General features: G+C 64.5%; 17 protein-coding genes. 6 read left to right on the forward strand and 11 right to left on the reverse strand.

Annotation, left to right across the window (positions count from 1 at the left end):
- Position 1 precedes the first annotated feature (1 nt).
- The 6 genes from OG874_RS43815 to OG874_RS43840 form a co-directional block, all read right to left on the reverse strand.
- Positions 2-790, reverse strand: a complete 789-nt coding sequence (locus OG874_RS43815; RefSeq protein WP_330252896.1) for an amino acid ABC transporter ATP-binding protein — start codon at positions 788-790, stop codon at positions 2-4.
- Complete coding sequence (locus tag OG874_RS43820; protein WP_330252897.1) at positions 787-1,698, reverse strand: amino acid ABC transporter permease; 912 nt, start codon at positions 1,696-1,698, stop codon at positions 787-789. The genes OG874_RS43815 and OG874_RS43820 overlap by 4 nt, the downstream gene beginning before the upstream one ends.
- A complete protein-coding gene (locus tag OG874_RS43825) occupies positions 1,698-2,636 on the reverse strand; it encodes an ABC transporter substrate-binding protein (protein WP_330252898.1) in 939 nt (312 codons plus the stop codon). Before OG874_RS43825 ends, OG874_RS43820 begins: the two co-directional genes overlap by 1 nt.
- A gap of 91 nt (positions 2,637-2,727) precedes the next feature.
- The gene (locus OG874_RS43830; RefSeq protein ID WP_330252899.1) at positions 2,728-4,227 is read right to left on the reverse strand and encodes an aldehyde dehydrogenase family protein; all 1,500 of its coding nucleotides are present in this window, start codon (positions 4,225-4,227) and stop codon (positions 2,728-2,730) included.
- 56 nt (positions 4,228-4,283) lie between these two features.
- Complete coding sequence (locus OG874_RS43835) at positions 4,284-5,558, reverse strand: NAD(P)/FAD-dependent oxidoreductase (protein WP_330252900.1); 1,275 nt, start codon at positions 5,556-5,558, stop codon at positions 4,284-4,286.
- On the reverse strand, positions 5,559-6,233 hold the full coding sequence (locus tag OG874_RS43840) for a haloacid dehalogenase type II (protein ID WP_330252901.1): 675 nt from the start codon (positions 6,231-6,233) through the stop codon (positions 5,559-5,561).
- 164 nt (positions 6,234-6,397) lie between these two features.
- Between OG874_RS43840 and OG874_RS43845 the strand changes: the two genes are divergently transcribed.
- The gene (locus tag OG874_RS43845; protein ID WP_330252902.1) at positions 6,398-7,051 is read left to right on the forward strand and encodes a GntR family transcriptional regulator; all 654 of its coding nucleotides are present in this window, start codon (positions 6,398-6,400) and stop codon (positions 7,049-7,051) included.
- A gap of 79 nt (positions 7,052-7,130) precedes the next feature.
- On the opposite strand, the gene OG874_RS43850 is transcribed toward OG874_RS43845, so the two are convergent.
- Entirely contained in the window at positions 7,131-7,922 is a 792-nt protein-coding gene (locus OG874_RS43850; RefSeq protein ID WP_330252903.1) for a DeoR/GlpR family DNA-binding transcription regulator, read from the reverse strand.
- A 79-nt stretch (positions 7,923-8,001) separates the two neighbouring features.
- Here OG874_RS43850 and OG874_RS43855 point away from each other — a divergent pair, with 79 nt between their 5' ends.
- Genes OG874_RS43855 through OG874_RS43865 form a run of 3 tightly spaced genes read left to right on the forward strand, consistent with a single transcriptional unit; the run spans position 8,002 to position 10,630 of the window.
- Complete coding sequence (locus OG874_RS43855) at positions 8,002-8,652, forward strand: hypothetical protein (RefSeq protein ID WP_330252904.1); 651 nt, start codon at positions 8,002-8,004, stop codon at positions 8,650-8,652.
- 57 nt (positions 8,653-8,709) lie between these two features.
- Positions 8,710-10,014, forward strand: coding sequence for an MFS transporter (locus tag OG874_RS43860; RefSeq protein WP_330252905.1), 1,305 nt, complete (start codon positions 8,710-8,712; stop codon positions 10,012-10,014).
- 37 nt (positions 10,015-10,051) lie between these two features.
- On the forward strand, positions 10,052-10,630 hold the full coding sequence (locus OG874_RS43865) for an AAA family ATPase (RefSeq protein ID WP_330252906.1): 579 nt from the start codon (positions 10,052-10,054) through the stop codon (positions 10,628-10,630).
- A gap of 279 nt (positions 10,631-10,909) precedes the next feature.
- Here OG874_RS43865 and OG874_RS43870 read toward each other — a convergent pair whose 3' ends face one another.
- The 3 genes from OG874_RS43870 to OG874_RS43880 all read right to left on the reverse strand — a co-directional run bounded on the left by OG874_RS43870 (position 10,910) and on the right by OG874_RS43880 (position 14,556).
- On the reverse strand, positions 10,910-12,745 hold the full coding sequence (locus OG874_RS43870) for a recombinase family protein (RefSeq protein ID WP_330252907.1): 1,836 nt from the start codon (positions 12,743-12,745) through the stop codon (positions 10,910-10,912).
- 83 nt (positions 12,746-12,828) lie between these two features.
- Positions 12,829-12,996, reverse strand: coding sequence for a hypothetical protein (locus tag OG874_RS43875; protein WP_330252908.1), 168 nt, complete (start codon positions 12,994-12,996; stop codon positions 12,829-12,831).
- 1,374 nt (positions 12,997-14,370) lie between these two features.
- Positions 14,371-14,556 (reverse strand): hypothetical protein, encoded by a 186-nt coding sequence (locus OG874_RS43880; protein ID WP_330252909.1) that lies wholly within the window; start codon positions 14,554-14,556, stop codon positions 14,371-14,373.
- Between the two features lie 203 nt (positions 14,557-14,759).
- On the opposite strand from OG874_RS43880, the gene OG874_RS43885 reads away from it, so the two are divergent.
- Together OG874_RS43885 and OG874_RS43890 are read left to right on the forward strand one after the other, a co-directional pair.
- Positions 14,760-15,227: an NUDIX hydrolase gene (locus OG874_RS43885; protein WP_330252910.1), complete on the forward strand. Its 468-nt coding sequence runs from the start codon at positions 14,760-14,762 to the stop codon at positions 15,225-15,227.
- A 141-nt stretch (positions 15,228-15,368) separates the two neighbouring features.
- Positions 15,369-16,157: a carbohydrate kinase family protein gene (locus OG874_RS43890; RefSeq protein WP_330252911.1), complete on the forward strand. Its 789-nt coding sequence runs from the start codon at positions 15,369-15,371 to the stop codon at positions 16,155-16,157.
- Here the strand turns inward: OG874_RS43890 and OG874_RS43895 are convergent.
- The gene (locus OG874_RS43895; protein ID WP_330252912.1) at positions 16,154-16,807 is read right to left on the reverse strand and encodes a hypothetical protein; all 654 of its coding nucleotides are present in this window, start codon (positions 16,805-16,807) and stop codon (positions 16,154-16,156) included. The genes OG874_RS43890 and OG874_RS43895 overlap by 4 nt on opposite strands.
- Positions 16,808-16,811 lie beyond the last annotated feature (4 nt).

A 16,811-nucleotide genomic window follows, 5' to 3' on the forward strand; every position in this document is an offset into this window, starting at 1 on the left:
CCTACAACACTTTCTCCAGGAACGCCCTGGTCCTCGATTCTGTGGGGTTGGTAAGGACCTCGCGGGCGTCGCCGCGCTCGACCGCAATCCCCTCGTCCATGAACAGCACATCCTTGGCGACCTCGCGGGCGAACCCCATCTCGTGCGTGACCACGAGCATCGTCATGCCCTTTCCCGCCAGATCGCGCATCACCTCGAGCACCTCGCCGACCCGCTCGGGGTCCAGGGCGCTGGTCGGCTCGTCGAACAGCAGGATGCTCGGTTCCATCGCCAGCGCCCGGGCGATCGCGACGCGCTGCTGCTGCCCGCCCGAGAGCTGCGCCGGATAGTGCCGCTCGTGCCCAGCCAGCCCGACGCTGGCCAGCAGTTGCGCGGCCTGTTCCCGGGCCGCCTTCTTTCCGGCCTTCTTCACCAGCACCGGTCCCGACATCACGTTGGCCTCGGCGGTCATATTCGGAAAGAGGTTGAACTGCTGGAACACCATGCCGATCTTGGTGCGCTGCTCGGCAAGCCGGCGCGCGCTGACCGCGCGGTAGGCGTCGGGATGTTCGACGTATCCGAAATCCTCGCCGTTGACGCGCAGCACGCCCCGGTCGATCGTCTCGAGGCCGTTGATGCAGCGCAGCAGCGTGGATTTGCCCGATCCGCTGGGGCCGATGATGCAGGAGATCTCACCCGCCGCCACGGTCAGGTCGATCTCGCGCAGCACCTGCCTGCGGCCGAAGCTCTTGCACAACTTGCGGGCGACAATCGTCCCGTCCGTCGGCGTAGCGGTCGCGGGGGTGCTCACACCGCCTCCTTCATGGGCACGTATCCGAGCTCGAGCTCCGCCGCCACCGGGGCGTGCCCGCCGGCCGCCCGTCGCGACGAGCGGGAGAAGCGGCGCTCGATCATCGACTGCGGGACGCTGAGCGTCAGGGTCATGACCAGATACCAGATGCTGGCCACGATCAGCAGCGGAATGGTTTCGAAGGTGCGCGCGTAGATCGTCTGCGCGCTCTGCAGCAGATCCGCCACGCCGAGCACGCTGACCAGCGAGGTCTCCTTCAGCATGCTGATGACCTGGTTGCCGGTCGCCGGGATGACCGCGGGCATGGTCTGCGGGATGAGCACGCGCCGCAGCATGGTGAACCGGCTCATCCCCAGCGAGGCCGCGGCCTCGGTCTGGCCGGGCGGGACCGAGGCGAAACCGCCGCGGATGATCTCGGCCATATAGGCGCCCTGGTTCAGCGTCAGCGCGACGATCGCCGCCGTCAGCGGGGTCATCAGCTTGTTCATGTCGATCGGCTCGGAGATCCCGGTGAACGGAATGCCAACGGACAGATGCGGATACAGGGCGGCCACGTTGAACCAGAAGATCAGCTGGACCAGCACCGGGGTGCCCCGGAAGAAGGTGATGTACAGCCGGGCCAGCCCGGAGATCGGGATCAGCGGGGACATCCGCATCAACGCCAGCACCAGCCCGAGCAGCGTGCCGAGCACCATGCTGACCACCGTCAGCCACAGTGTAGTGACGATGCCGTCGAGGATCGAGGTGGTGGTGAGATAGCGGAACACCACCGGCCAGCGGTAGTTCTCGTTGGTGACCAACGTGTAGACCAGGGCGGCGACGATGACGATCGCAACCGCCCAGGCCAGATAGTCCCCGGCGTGCCGGGCGCGGATGCGCTTCTTGTGTTCGGCGGGAAGGTCTTTCACTAGTCCTGTGCCTTCGAACGAATCGCCTCTTTCACACCCAGATCGTCGAATCCCCAGCGGTGCAGGGCCTTGTTGTACTCGGGGCTGTCGATGATCGACTGCATCGCCTTCTGCACCGCCGGGGTGAGCGGGGAATTCTTGTTCAGCGCCAGTGCCACCGGCACGGTGTCCAGGACGGGCTGCAGCACCTCGAAGGTCTTGGGCTGCTGCATCGCGGCCCAGGACAGTGAGGTCGAGTCGTAGAAGACGCCGTCGATGCGCTTGGAGGCGACCTGGGTCAGCGCATCGTTCACACTCGGCAGGCTGACCGCCTTGATCGCGGGCTTGCTCTTGCTCTCACAGTTGGTCTTCGACAGCTGCGGCAGCTCGTGGATCTCCTGCGTGGTTCCGGACTGTACCCCGATCGTGTTGCCGCACAACGAATCCATGGACAGATGCTGCGGGTTCCCGGCGGGTACGAGGACGCCCGTGCCGTTGGCGAAGTAGTCGATCATGTCCAGCACTTCCAGCCGGTCGCTGGTCGGGCCCATGGTGGAGGCGGTGAAGTCATATCGCCCGGCCTGCAGACCCGGAATTACGGTGGCGAATTTGACGTTGTCGATCTTCAGGTCGAGGCCGAGCTTCTTGGCGATCAGCCGGGCGATATCGGGATTGAAACCGATCGGGGTCTTGTTGTCCGAGGCCATGAAGGTGGTCGGGGGACTGGTCAGATCCATCGGAACCTCCAGGGTCCCTTTGGCTTTCACCGCATCCGGCAGCAGCGCCACGGCGGCCGGATCGGGCTGGATGCCGACGGAGATGTCGTCGGTGTGCTCGGCGCTGGTCGAACCGGCCGAACTCCCTGGATCGGTGCCGGTCGAGCAGGCGGTAGCGCCTGCGAGCGCGAGCACGGTGGCTACCGCCGCTGTGATGGTCCGGAAGTGTGTTTTCACCCGCATGTCTATCTCCTTAGAACGGGCGACCAAGGGTCTGAGAGGGTCCCTATCGAGAGCCAACCATGGTTATTAGTAGACTGTCGACAGTTTTCAGTTAACAGTGCGTGACGGTCCTGCGGTGGATAATCGTGCATTTCGGTTCGCTCATCGCCTCGACGGCAAATCGCACGCCCTCGCGGCCGATTCCCGAGCCCTTGAAACCGCCGAAGGGCATCGAATCGATCCGCAGGTCACTGGTGCCGTTGATGACGACCGCGCCGGCATGCAGCCGGTCGGCCAGATCCAGGGCGTCGTCGAGCACCCCGGTGAACACACCGGCCTGCAGGGCGTAGGCGGTGTCGTTGGCGGCAGCGACCGCCTCGTCGTCCGTCCGGTACGGCGCAAGGATCACCACCGGCCCGAAGATCTCCTGGGTGAGCACCTCGGCGTCCGCGGGCACCCCGGTCAGCACGGTGGGGTGATGGAACGCCCCGTTGCGCTGTCCGCCGGTGTGCAGCACCGCCCCGGCCGCGACCGCCCGGTCCACCCACGCCTGCACGCGCGCGGCTTCGGCCTCGGTGATCATCGGCCCGATATCGGCGTCGCGCTCGGCCGCCGATCCCATCCGCAGCCGCAGGGTGGCCGCGACCACCCGCTCCAGCAGTTCTGCGTAGATCGCCTCGTGCGCGTAGATGCGCTGTACCGACAGGCAGTTCTGCCCGGCGCAGCCGAAGGCGCCGTCGACCAGCGCCGCCGCGGCGACCTCGAGATCGGCATCGGCGCGCACGATCGTCGGATTGTTGCCGCCCAGCTCCATGAGCAGTTTCTTCGGTCCCGCGTTCGCGGTGATCCGCGCGGCCGTCACGGGCCCGCCGGTGAACGAGATCAGGTCCACGTCCGGGTGGGTGGCCAGGGCCGCACCCGTGGCCGCGGCACCGCAGACCACCGCGATGCGCTCGGCCGGAACACCGGCGGCCAGCAGCAGATCCACGAGCGCCAGCGCCGACAGCGGTGTGGTCTGCGCGGGTTTGAGCACCACGCCGTTACCGGCCAGCAGGGCCGGGCCGATCTTGTGCGCCACCAGGTTCAGCGGATCGTTGAACGGGGTGATCGCCGCGACCACGCCGATCGGGCGGCGGACGAACCAGCCGCGGTGGCCCTGGCCGCGGGCGCTGTCGTCGAATTCCAGGACCTCCCCGCGCAGCACGCCGGTCGCCGCACCGCACAGGCTCAGCGTCTCGGCGCAGCGGCTGACCTCGCGGCGCGCATCGCTCAGGGTCTTGCCGCTCTCGGCGTTGATGATCGCGGCCAGCCGCTCGGTGTTCTCCACGACCAGCCGTGCGGCCTGCGCCAGCGCCTCGCGGCGCCGCCACACCGGCCACGGCTCGGATCTCGGTGTGGCGGAATCGGATATGGCCGCGGCGACGGCCGTTACGGCGGCGTGCACCTCGGCGGCATCGTTGTCGGCGACCGCGGCGATGACGGTACCGTCGTGCGGATCGTGCACGGCCAGTGTCAGCCCCTCACGCTGCCACTGTCCCGCGATCAGCGCGCCGCCGGGCAGTCCGAATGCGTCCGGGGATGGTGTTTCCGTTGCCTTTGCCTGTGCTGTCATTGTTCCCACAGCCTTCGTCTCCGGTGCCGAGGCCCGCTCGGTCACCATGCCCGCGTTCACCGGACCGCATCCAATACTCGGGCCCCCGCGCCGATCAGCGGCAGGAACCAGGGCGGACCGAAATGTCCTGGAACAGCGGGGAATGCGAGCTCGCCCCAGATGTGGGCCGACCGGTCGCCGGCCATGTAGCGGGCCATGCGCTCGCCCATGTACGTCGCCATCTGCACGCCGTGCCCGCTGTAGCACAGCGAGTAGTGGATCCCGTTGTGCTCGCCGGCGTGCACCATCTGATCCATGGACAGATCCACCAGCCCGCCCCAGGTGTAGTCGACTCGGGTGCCGGCCAGATACGGGAACAGCTCGACCATGGCCCGCTGCAGGATCCGGCCGCTCTTCAGGTCCGAATCCGGGCGCGACATCGCGAATTTCGCGCGCCCGCCGAACAGCAGCCGGTTGTCGGGGGTGATCCGGAAGTAGTAGATCAGGTTCTTGGTGTCGGAGGCCTGGCGCCGATGCGGCAGAATCCGGTCCACCACATCCTGGGCCAACGGTTCGGTGACGATGATGAAGCTGCCCACCGGGATCACCCTGCGCTGCAGCCACGGCGTCGCCTTGCCGGTGTAGCCGCTGGTCGCGATCAGGACCTGATCGGCGTGCAGGGTACCCCGGCTGGTCTGCACCAGATGTCCGCCGCCCCGCCGGGCCAGGGTGGTGACCTCGGCGTTCTCGCAGACCGCGGCGCCCAGATCGGTTGCGGCACGGGCCAGTCCGTGCACGAACTTGCCCACGTGCAGTCCGGCCGCGAGCGGATCGACGGTCGCGCCGTGGTAGTGGTCCGAGCCGATCTCGTCGTGGATCTGCGCCTCGGGCACCGTGACGACCTGGTAGTCGGCCAGGTCCTGTAGCTGCTGCTGGGTGCGCAGCATGGCCTCGTAGTGCGCGGGGCGGCAGGCGAGGGTCAGCTTGCCGGATCGTTCGAAGTCGCAATCGATTCCGTATTCGGCCACCAGTTTTTCGATGTGGTCGATGGCGTCGTTGTAGGCGCCGAACATCCGCACCGCGCGGTCGGCGCCGTAGCGCCGGACCGCGGTGCCGAATCCGATCGCCAGGCCCGTGGTGGCCATGCCGCCGTTGCGGCCCGAAGCGCCCCAGCCGATGGTGTGCTGTTCGAGCAGGGCGACACTGGCGCCCTGCTTGCGCAGGGCGACTGCGGCGGAGGTGCCGGTGAGACCGCCGCCGACGACCGCCACGTCGACACGCTCGGGAACCGGCGTGTTCCGGTAGTCCGTCGTCGGCCCGGCGGTGTCCTGCCAGTAGGAGATCAACTTCATCTACAGGCCCAGCAGGGTGTTGAGCTCGTCGAGCGATTCGACCCGGGTGTAGCCGTAGACCGGGGCCGGCGGATCGTAGCCGCGGTCGAGCAGCACGGTGTTGGTGAAGCCGAGGTCGTAGGCCGGCATCAGGTCGTAGCGGGTGTGTGAGGACACGTGCAGTACCTCCTCGGGGGTCGCGCCGAGCTGGTCGAGCATGTACTCGAACGCGCCGTACCGCGGCTTGTAGAACCCGGCCTGCTCGGCGGTGTAGACGGCGTGGAAGTCCGCGCCGAGTCGGGGGACGCTCACATCGAGGAAGTTCGTATTGGCGTTGGACAGGATGACCAGCGGGAAGTTCGCACCCATCTGCTTCAGCGGATCGGGTACGTCTGCATGCGCGCCCCAGCTCAGCACCGCATCGGCAAAGCGCTGTCCGGCGTCCGGCGCGACCGGCAGATTCCACTTCGCGCAGGTGCGGGCATAGGCGTCGTGCAGCACCTGGCGATATTCGTAGAACACCCCGCAGACCTGGTCGTAGCGGTAGTTGCGGAAGTCGATCACGAACTGCTCGAACTGCTCGGGGGTCAGCAGGTCGGCCACCAGCTCCCGGGTGACCGGGGTGATCTGGTAGTTGATCAGGGTGCCGTAGCAGTCGAAGGAGATGTACTTCGGACGGAAGGTGGGATCTGGCACGAACCTCTGCCTTTCGGGGAGGGGTTTGAGGTGAGTGCGATCACGCTAAATCTGCTCTTGTAAACTGTCAACAGTTTGCGGTTAACTCTAGGAGACGGCGATACGCGGTGTATCGTCCCTGGTTGTCAACGAGGGCCGTGTGGATGCGGACTGCGAGGGGTGTTGTGACAGATCTGAACCTGAGCGCGATCGACTATCCGTCGATCTCGACCACCATCGCCGATCAGATCCGCGGCATCATTCGTAGCGGCTCGCTGCGCCCGGCGCAGCCCCTGTCCGAATCGAAGATCGCTGCGCAGCTGAATGTTTCGCGCGGGCCGGTGCGCGAGGCGCTGCAGCTGCTCGTGCAGGAGCGGTTGCTGGTGCGCATACCCAACCGGGGGGTGTTCGTCGCCGACATCACCCCGGAGGACGTGGTCGAGATCTACGAGGTGCGCCACGCGCTCGAAGCCCGTTGCGGGGTCAAGCTGCTGGCCGGTGACGAAGGGCTGCTGCGCCAGACCGTGCTGCGATTGCGGGTGATCGTGGACCGGATGGGCACCGCCGAACAGGCCAGGCAGTGGGGTGAGGTCATCGAACAGGACCTTGCTTTCCACACCACGCTCGTGGACGCCGCCGGCAATTCGCGCATCAAGCGTGCCTATTCCACCCTGATGGTGGAGTCCTCGCTCTCGATCAACCGGCTCGAGCGCTGGTATCCGGACGACGCCTCGCTCGTGGACGAGCATCTGCGCATTATCGAGGCACTCGCCGCGCGGGACGAGGCCGCCTTCGCCGAGGCGCTCGAGTTCCACTATTCGTCCACCTTCGACGAGTAGCCACGCGCCGGCGGCCGCCGCACATCTCGATCGCGGCGGCCCGGTCCACGTTCCGATCAGCCAGACGACTCGGCGTGTATCAGCCACGCAGCGGCACGCGATCCACCAGCGTCCCGGCATCGTCGATGCTCCGGGCGACGGAGGCGGGAAGTTCGGCATCAGTGATGATCCGGCTGAGCCGATGCAGCGGCGCTACCTTGAATCGCTCGAAGGTGCCGAACTTCGTGCTGTCCGCCAACAGCACGGTGTCGGTGGCGTTGGCCATCGCCGTCTGCTTCAGTGTCACCTTGTCGGTCTGCGGGGTGGTCACCCCATGCTCGATATCCCAGGTTCCCGTGCTCAGGAACGTGAGGTCGAGGTTGACCGAGTGCACGGTCGCCGCCGCAAGGGGTCCGCTGCTGGACCCGCTGGAGATGTCGACGGATCCCCCGGTGTGAATGGTCTCGATCGACGGATGCTCGAAAAGCGCCTTCACCGTGAAGAAGTCATTGGTGACCACGGTGAGGTCGCTACGTGCGGCGAGGAATGGGACGACCGATTCGCAGGTCGTTCCCGCGTCGAGGAAGATGGCCATCCCGTCTTCGATCAGCGTCGCGGCTTCTTCCGCGATCGCCCGCTTGCGAGGGAGTTCCAAGTGGGCGCGTGATTCGCGCTCCCGCGGCGGCGAGATCTGGCTCCATTCCGCGAGCCGCACTCCGCCCTGCACCGAGATGACCTGCCCCGCATCTTCGAGGCTCGCGATATCCCGTCGCACGGTCATGTGCGAGACGTCCATCAGTTCGGTCAAGGTTCGGATGCTGAGCACGCCCGCACTGCGCAAGAGGCGCATCAACTCCTGCTGGCGTTGCTCAGGGATGAGAGGGGTGCTCACCGGGCCAGTGTATCCACCCCGCACAATATGTCACAGAAAATCACACGACCTGTGAATGTGCGTGATAGTGTGGGCGATCATGTTAACCAAGTTCGAAGTCCTCGACAGCATCGTCCACACTGGGGCGCTGCTTATCGTGCGACTGGACAGCGCGGCGGAAGCGCTCGCCGTATCACGCGCCGCCATCGCCGGCGGAATGCGGGCACTCGAGATCACCCTCTCTGTGCCGGGCGCGCTCGACGTGATCCGAACTCTCTCCGACGAGTACGAAGAGCAGGGTGTGGCGATCGGGGCAGGCACCGTGCTGGACTCTGCCGCCGCATTCGCTTGCATCCAGGCCGGCGCACGCATCCTGGTGAGCCCCAACCTCAACCGCGACATGATCGCCGCAGCCAACCGCTACGGCGCCGTCTCTGTCAGCGGCGCATTCACGCCCACCGAGATCGTCGACACGATGACGGCCGGCGCCGACATCGTCAAACTGTTCCCGACCGAGATCGCGGGACCGTCGTACGTACGGACCATCAAGGCCCCATTGCCGCAGGCTCCGATCCTCCCCGCCGGCGGCGTGACCCTCGGCAACGTCGCAGACTGGTTCGACGCGGGCGTCACCGCGGTCGGCGTGGGCAGTTTCGTCACCAAAGCCGCCCGCGAAGACGGTGACTACCACCGCGTGACCGCGGCGGCGGCGGCGTTCCTCGCGGCAATCGATAACGCAAAAAAGAAGTAACCGCGACCACGGTCGCACGGCACCCGCCAGCGTGCCAGCTCACAAAGGAGTGCAGCAATGACCCGACAAGAAGCCGTTCGCAGGGTCGTCGCAGACGAGCCACCGAGGACTGTCCGGATCCGATGGTTCCTCGTAGCCCTGCTCGTCATCGGCGGGGTCGTCAACTACCTCGATCGCAGCAATCTCAGCGTCGCCAATACCACGATCGCCGCGGAGTTCGACCTGAGCGCCATCCAAATGGGTCTGCTCCTGTCCGCGTTCTCCTGGCCATACGCGATCGCGAACCTGCCTGCCGGATATCTGGTCGACAGGTTCGGCCCCAAAAAGATGTACGCCTGGGCTGCCGGTCTCTGGTCCCTGGTCTCGATGATCTCGGCCACCGCCAACTCCTTCGGCTTCCTCTATGCCGCTCGAGTGGCGCTAGGTGTGGCCGAGTCGCCGTTCTTCACCTCGAGTCTGAAGGTCACCGAACGCTGGTACAACCAAACCGAGCGCGCGCTGCCGGTGTCGGTCGTGAACACCGGTTCGCAGATCGCCAACGCCATCGCACCGCCGCTGCTTACCTTCCTGCTGATCACGATGACCTGGCGCGGCATGTTCCTCTTCATCGGCGCGCTCGGCATCGTCGTGGTGCTGATCTGGCTGCGGGTGTATCGCGACCCGAATATCCGGGAGCAAATACTCATCAATGGGACGGCGCGCGAAGACGAGGCCGACGAGCCGAAGGTCGAGCAGGTCGGTTGGGGCGAACTGTTCAAGCACCGCAACACCTGGTTCATGATCCTCGGCGCGTTCGGCATCTTCTACACGGTGTGGGTGTACCTCACCTGGCTACCCAGCTATCTGCAGACCGCGCGCGGGTTCAGCCTGAAGGACAGCAGCTGGCTCGCCGCCCTGCCGTTCCTGTGTGGCATTGTCGGCGTGCTCTTCGGAGGCTATCTGTCCAGCAGGTTCGTGAAATCGGGCATGAACGCCGTGCTCGCCCGCAAGGTCCCGATCGTCGGCGGTGCGGTGCTCGCTGCGGCAGCCGTGCTGCCCGTTGCGTACGTCGATAGCACTCCGCTGGCGATAACACTGCTATCGATCGGATACTTCGCGTCGCAGGTTCCGATCGGGTGCCTGTGGACCCTCGCGGCCGACATCGCCAAGCCGAACCAGGTCGCCTCGCTCGGCGCCATCCAGAACTTCGGCGGATTCCTCGGCGCGGCCGTCGCCCCCGTAGTGACGGGCGCGATCCTCACCGCCACCGACGGAAGCTACACCTTCGTCTTCCTCGTCGGCGGCGTGCTGCTACTGGTCGGGGCCGCGGCGTACGCGTTCTTCGTGAAGGACCGAAGGCACGCGAGTGAGGCAATGGCGTGACCGCGATGACGGCTCCCGGACGGGCGACAATCCCCTCATGACCACGAAACTCTTCTTTGTGATCGGGCCTGCCGGCTCGGGCAAGTCGACGACGAGCGCTCTCATCGCGCAACGAATCGGCGCCGCCTACATCGACAAGGACAGTGTGGCAACGGCATTCACCGAAGCCCTGCTCGAAGCGGCGGGGACCGATAAAAACGAGCGCGACAACAACGAGTACTACCAGCGCGTCGTTATGGACCTGGAGTATGCGACGCTCCTGCGCATCGCGGGCGACAACCTCCGGCTCGGCATCTCCGTCGTGCTCGACGCCCCGTTCGTGAGGTACTTCCCGTGCGCGGACTATCTGGAACGGGCTGCCATCGACCACGACTGGCCCCCGGACGCCGAGAAGATCGTCGTACACGTCACCGCCGACGGCAACCGGGTGCGAACCCGCATCAGCCATCGCGGGTACGAGCGCGACGCGTGGAAACTCGATCATTGGGACGAGTTCTGGACGAGAACACAGACCGCAGAATGCCGCTGGAGAGGAGCACGCCATGTGTTCTTCGACAACAGCGCTGAGGGTGTGTCGTGCGACGCGCTCGACCGAGCCATTACCACGCCCGACTAGCGTCGACGCAGTCGCGAAGAATCCCCGGTCGTAGCATGCGAACCGCCCCCGGAAGCGGCGGTTCGCACACTGCGACATTTGGGGTCCCGGATGTCCGGCATACGAACCGGGAAATCCTGGTCAAGGGACAACAGATCGTGATCCGGCAGGTCGGGACTGATGTGCGGTAAGTGCTGCGATCCGATGCTGGTCATGGCAGCGGGCAGCCCGCCTGGCCGACGCGCGCCAGGTGGTCGGATCTGGTGCGTTGGGTCCCCCGTTTCGCGCCCACGTGCGTGATCAGGTGTCGTAGGTTCGTGCCCCCGGCGGGACACCATAAGGATGGGACCGGCGTTGAACAGCGATTCTCCTGGGGAACGTTGGAAATCCAGAGAACGTTCGCGCACTTGGGATGACGGGATCGTTCTGTTGTTCGAGGTAGTGGGACCTAGCGGGAATCACGAGACAACTCGAACTCCTGAGTGGGGGCAGGGGTTCGAGTCCCCTTAGCCCCACCGAGTTTGCCATTGCGCGAACACCCGTTTCTGAGGCCCTGACCGGCGGTTTTCCTCCGGTCGGGGCCTTGTTCGTATGTGGGGTGTGGGGGTCGGCGGGTGGTTGGGGGATGCGGAAGACGGGGACGATGGTGTCGGGGCCGGTGATCTTGATTTCGGCGATGAGGGTTTCGATCAGGGTTTTGCGGGCGTGGTCGGTGCCGGTGGTGATCAGTTCGGTGATGTGGTCGGCGATGTCGGTGAGGGTGGCGGGGTCGGGGCCTGTGGGGGCACTGTCGAGGGTGGCGGTCAGCTCGTCGCGGCGGTGGGTGAGTTGGCGGCTGTTCGCGCGGAGTTGGGCCAGGCGGTCGCCGATGAGTTGTTCGTCCATGGTGCCGTTCTCGAACGCGGTGAGGTAGCGATCGATCTTCGTGTCGATGTCAGCGATCTTGGTGTGGATGGCGGCGAGTTCGGCGTGGTGGGCGTCGTGTCCGGCATGGTGTTGGCGTTGGGCCTCGGTGACGGCGTCGGCGATGAGGGTGTGATGGTCGCGGTAGAAGCGTGCGAGGGCGTCGAGGACGGCGGTTTCGACGTAGTCGGCGTTGAGGCGGTAGCCGTCGCACCGGGTGCTGTCGTAGCGGTTGCGGGTGTGGCAGGTGTAGTAGCGGTAGACCTTGGTTTTGCCGTGGGCGCGGGTGCCGATCATGGCTGTGTGGCATTTGGGGCAGCGCATGCGTCCGGTAAGGGTGTAGTCGGAGGCGTTGGCGCGGCGGTGGGCGCGGTCGTCGCCGCGTTCGGTGAGTATCCGCCCGGCTTCGGCGAAGAGGTCGGTGTCGATGAGTGGCGGGTGGCAGTTGTGCGTGGTGATGTCGCGGAAGGACAGTTCGCCGATGTAGACGGGGTTGGACAGGGTGCGTAGGACTTGGTGGCCCGACCAGGTTCCGCTGGTGGTGGTGCGGTGCCCGCGTTCGTTGAGGAGACGCGCGATTGCTTTGGAGCCCAACCGGTCTCGGGTGTAGAGGCGGTAGATCAAGCCGACGATCGGGGATTCGTTGGGGTGAGGTGTGAGGCTGTGGCCGGTGGCGTCGGGCAGGTAACCGAAGGGGCGGCGTCCGCCTTTCCAGAGTCCTTTGGCGGCTTTGCGTTCCATGCCCGCGATGACCCGGTCGATGATGGTGTCGCGTTCGAATTGGGCGAACATGCCGAGCATTTGGACCAGCATGCGGCCCATGGGAGTGGAGGTGTCGAAGGGTTCGGTGGCCGAGCGGAACACGACCCCGTGTCGGTCGAGGTCGTCGAGCAGGGTGACCATGTCGCGTAGGTTGCGGGAGAAGCGGTCGACTCGGTAGACGAGCAGGACATCGATCAACCCTGCTTCGGCGGCGCGCATGGCGCGTTGCAGGTCCTCACGCTCGGTGGACGCTCCGGAGGCGTCGTCGGCGAACCGCATGACGATGTGCCATCCGGGTTGGGAGTCCACATACGAGCCCAGGCGGGCATCCTGGGCCTCGATCGAATACGGTTGGTGTTCGTCGTCGGTGGATCGGCGTACATAGATCCCGACTCTGACCGTGTCGAGACTATCGAGGCGGTCAGTCTGAATCCGCGCGGTTTTGTGGCTTTTCTTTCTCGGTCGTGCCATGGCGAGAATTTCCCCTTATTCCGTGAATCCCTTTGGTTTATTTTCCCATATATCCCGGTATAGGAACAGACGCGAAGAGTGGGTTATGCGGCTTTCTCGCTGGATTGTTCCGGATTGTCGGGGCCGTATTTCCATTCGTTGACAAGCACGGCGAGCGCGGCGACGGCACGCCGGTATTGCTCGGGTGTCATGGGTGTGGTTTCGATCCGTTCCACGGTGATCTCGCCATGTCGGCGGCGGGGGCGGCGCAAGGGGGTCACGGTAGCGGGGCGCTCTGTGGTGTGGCGGGTTCGCTGGGGTTCGAGTAATCGTCCTGGGCGCGGTGGGGGATCTCGGTCACGGGGGCGCTCCTGACAGCGAGAGGCGAAAGGTCTACTTACTACTTCCGCCGAAAACGCCGTTTCGGGACAACGCCGATCCGAAAAGTTTTCGAGTTCATTTCGTGAGGGGCCGCGGCAGGGCTCGCCTGCGCATGCGATGTCGGCCCACGCAGCGGGGATTCGCGAGTCCCTGCGGAACCGGCCCGGCGCGGCGCTGGCTCGGCGCGAGCACGATTCGCCCGCGGGATCACAGGCCGCGCGTCCGTTCGCACACCGCGACACCGCCGACCAAGGCGGGGCAAGACAAACATGAACAAAGGCAGAAAGCGGAGATGAGGAGGGGCTCCGCAGGAACGATCGAGCACTAGTCCGGGCGGCCGCGACACCGCGACACCCCCGTGTACGGCGCGACGGCGGATGTCTATATATGAGTGATATATAGACAATCCTGGGTAAGACCCAGCCGGATATGTGCCATCTGACCAGTAGGTTCGCGGGTTCGGGGTGGGGCGATTTGAGCACCGCACCGAAACCACCACGGAATACCACCATGGAACACCCCCTGGAATAGACGCATCAAGATCACCGCACAAAAATCTGTTCTGCCACCGGAGCGCAGCGGTTATCCAGAACGTTTGAAGTGATCTCTCCACCTGGTCCAATGGGTGGGATAATTGCCAATGTCCAGGGTGTCGCCGTTTTCCAGTATACAAATGTATTCGTCCGACACCGCTGGTATCAGAGCTTCATTCCGAGCCATGTTACTAAACTCGAAACGCAGTTTTTCTGGCGTCGCCGAGTTGCCGCGATTCACGCACGCTCGGGGACCGTGGTCGAGCCGGACTGGATCGTGCCTGTACGGCTGCCGCAGTGAAACTCGCGATCGACGTCATGAAGGCTCAAGAACGGCCGTGAAGCCACGGCGGTCGCCGTATTGGCGTCTGCCGCAGCGGCGGCACAATGTCCTGCAGTCGTGGCAGTATCTCCGTATCATTCTCACTGACCCACGACTCTTGGACTGTGTTTATCTTCATCGGCTGCGTATCATTTTCGTCATGCTCGTCGTCACGGTGACAGCTGATGAACTCACCACCACGCCCGTCCGGCGTATGGATTGACTTCCAGCGCTTGCCAATTCGGAAACACGCTACTGCTGTGAAGAACAGCGAACTTGGCCAGAGGATCACCACCAGCGATGAAGTCAACAGCGTGGCCTCGATCGCAGGTGCGTGGTTTCGGTACAAATGCTCGTGACGTGACGTCCGCTATCGTGAGGATGGGGAATCCGTTCGGTCACAGCGAATTTCACTCCCACAACCGCGAGCACGGCAATGTTGGAAGGTCTTCGGTCACGTTGTCATTGACCGTGACAACGACCTCCGGCGATCCGTGGGCCAGCTCATCGGCGACATTCTGGGCCTGTTCGGCCGACCCCTGATAGTCCAATCTCAGCGCACCGGATTCGATCCGGATGTGTCGCGGCCTACGCATGTCCACCACTCCCGTTCCGTTTACAGCTGAATTGCCTGGTAACGAGGGTGAATCCGCATCCGGGACCGATCCATATCGTGACCCGTTGGTCGGTATACGTTCGGTGTATATCGCACCGATGACGGGAGATCTAGGCTCGGTGCGCTCAGGGGCTCAATGCATCAACCAACCAGTTCAACCACTACAAGAGGAGACAACCAACGATGACTGACACAACGACCACACTCGCCCAAGAAGCAAAGCCGCAGCGGCACAAGGTGACTGGTGACGTTCACCTGCTGCTGCGACGAGGGACTGAAGTGCTGTTCGGCCAGCGCCAGAACACCGGCTTCGAGGATGGCGCCTGGCACCTGCCGAGCGGTCATCTCGAAGCCGACGAATCGGTGGTCGACGCCCTGATCCGCGAAGCCAGGGAAGAAATCGGCGTGACCATCGCGCCGGAGGATGTGCACTTCAGCCACATTATGCACAACTCGTCCTCAGGCGGGCGCATAGCGTTCTTCTTCACCGTGGACACATGGCAGGGGGAGCCAACCAACCTGGAACCTGAAAAGTGCAGTGCGCTCGAATGGTTCGCGGCAGATGCACTGCCCGATCACATGATCCCCTACTGCCGCACAGCGATGGAGCGCATCGCGGCTCGCGACTCGTTCTCGGTCTACGGCTGGTAGATCACTGTGCCTCCGTCTGGCCCGGTGATATGCGTCAGCTACCTGGCGCACGCGGAATTATGGACCGTGCCCGTATTCCCCCTCGCCAACCACGGAGCGGAAATCCGCACCATCGAATGGTCGGTAGCGGCTGACGGGCCAATGACAGCGGCGGTGCTCGCATCTCTGGGAGCACCGACCCTGCTGATTGCCAACGACATTGGCGACGATGAGCACGGCCGAGGCATTGCCCGCTGGCTGGAACAACACGAGGTCCAGCGTGCCTTCGCGATCAGGCCGGATGTCGTCACACCACGAATCGTCGTGAGTGGCGACGACCAGCACACCCGCACCTGGTTCGCTCATTTGCCGGGCGTTGTCGCCAGTTTGGAGCGCGCCGAACTGTCGCCGCTGGCGGATGCGGCATTCGTTTACCTGGATTGCTACGAGCTGATCGAATCAGCTGCACTGCGCGTGATCGAGGTCGCCTGTGCCGCCGAGGTGCCCTTGTTGCTAAATCTCGGTGGCTCCGTGCTTTCGCCTGAGGTGGCAGCTGCTGTACGCGGGTACTCCGGCCTGCTGGTGCAAACGAACGTCGATGACACTGCCCACGCCGATGCGCCAGCTCTGGCCCGATCCATCTTGGACCAGACTCGTGCAGCCTGGGTGATCGTGACCGCTGGTGCCCATGGTGCCGTCGGGCTCAGTCGGTCGGAACTGGTCTCGGTGCCAGCGTTTCCGGTGGAGGTTCGACATACGCACTGCGCGGGTGCTGCCTTCTCGGGTGGCCTGTTATATGGCCTCTGGGCTAGCTGGTCCATGGGGCAAACTATGTTGTTCGGATCGGCCAGTGGGGCACTCCGGTGTGCACGACACCAAGGTGCCCCGCTGCCGACCTTGGCCGAACTGCGGGCATTCATCGCCAGTCGCCAACAGTTCGCCGCCAGCTAGAACAACCCCCACTCATCCATCCAGCCAGTTACTTCCGCGAATCGCGTGCGGCTCATCTGTTTCTTCTTGGCCTCCGCTTCGGACTCATTCTTGGCCCCGTACTGCCACCACGCCTCGTTCGTCTGCCGATCCATGACCAAGAACCGACCCTTGACGGCTGGCCCGCGTATCACGAGCGACACCGCGAACGGCTCCGCGACGACTGCATGCACCATCGAGTGGTGCAGCGCGTAATTGGTGCCCACCGGCTCCTCTCGAACGTGCAGCACTGGCAGCTTGTTCGGCTCCACCTGTTCGTCCAGCTCGGCGTTGCCGAACAAGTAGTGCCGGTAGTGCCCGCGCAGAATCTTGCTGGCGTAGGACCAGCGGTGATTGTGCGGGCGGTCGAAGTAGCCCGGCAGGAATACATGCAGCCGTACCCGTACTCCCGGATCGTCCTCGCGGGCCAGCACGATTTTGTCCAGGATGTCGTAGTGCTCGCACAGGTCGAGCAGCTCGGGCCGGTTGGGTAGCTCCTCCAGCCGTGCACGCACAATTCGCGGCTTGGCCGCAAGTTCATTCAATGCCTCACGACAGTTCAGCTCGACATCGTTGATGTCGCCCCAGTTGATCCAGCGCAGATTTTCGGCGATCCGATCCATATCGTCCATTGGG

This window comes from Nocardia sp. NBC_00565, assembly GCF_036345915.1.
GTDB lineage: Bacteria > Actinomycetota > Actinomycetes > Mycobacteriales > Mycobacteriaceae > Nocardia.

Excerpts from the sequence above, each read along its gene's own strand:
- OG874_RS43825 (WP_330252898.1), bottom strand. The coding sequence starts at position 2,636 with ATGCGGGTGAAAACACACTTCCGGACCATCACAGCGGCGGTAGCCACC.
- OG874_RS43830 (WP_330252899.1), bottom strand. The coding sequence starts at position 4,227 with ATGACAGCACAGGCAAAGGCAACGGAAACACCATCCCCGGACGCATTC.
- OG874_RS43835 (WP_330252900.1), bottom strand. The coding sequence starts at position 5,558 with ATGAAGTTGATCTCCTACTGGCAGGACACCGCCGGGCCGACGACGGAC.
- OG874_RS43855 (WP_330252904.1), top strand. The coding sequence starts at position 8,002 with ATGTTAACCAAGTTCGAAGTCCTCGACAGCATCGTCCACACTGGGGCG.
- OG874_RS43860 (WP_330252905.1), top strand. The coding sequence starts at position 8,710 with ATGACCCGACAAGAAGCCGTTCGCAGGGTCGTCGCAGACGAGCCACCG.
- OG874_RS43865 (WP_330252906.1), top strand. The coding sequence starts at position 10,052 with ATGACCACGAAACTCTTCTTTGTGATCGGGCCTGCCGGCTCGGGCAAG.
- OG874_RS43870 (WP_330252907.1), bottom strand. The coding sequence starts at position 12,745 with ATGGCACGACCGAGAAAGAAAAGCCACAAAACCGCGCGGATTCAGACT.
- OG874_RS43880 (WP_330252909.1), bottom strand. The coding sequence starts at position 14,556 with ATGCGTAGGCCGCGACACATCCGGATCGAATCCGGTGCGCTGAGATTG.
- OG874_RS43885 (WP_330252910.1), top strand. The coding sequence starts at position 14,760 with ATGACTGACACAACGACCACACTCGCCCAAGAAGCAAAGCCGCAGCGG.
- OG874_RS43890 (WP_330252911.1), top strand. The coding sequence starts at position 15,369 with ATGACAGCGGCGGTGCTCGCATCTCTGGGAGCACCGACCCTGCTGATT.
- OG874_RS43895 (WP_330252912.1), bottom strand. The coding sequence starts at position 16,807 with ATGGACGATATGGATCGGATCGCCGAAAATCTGCGCTGGATCAACTGG.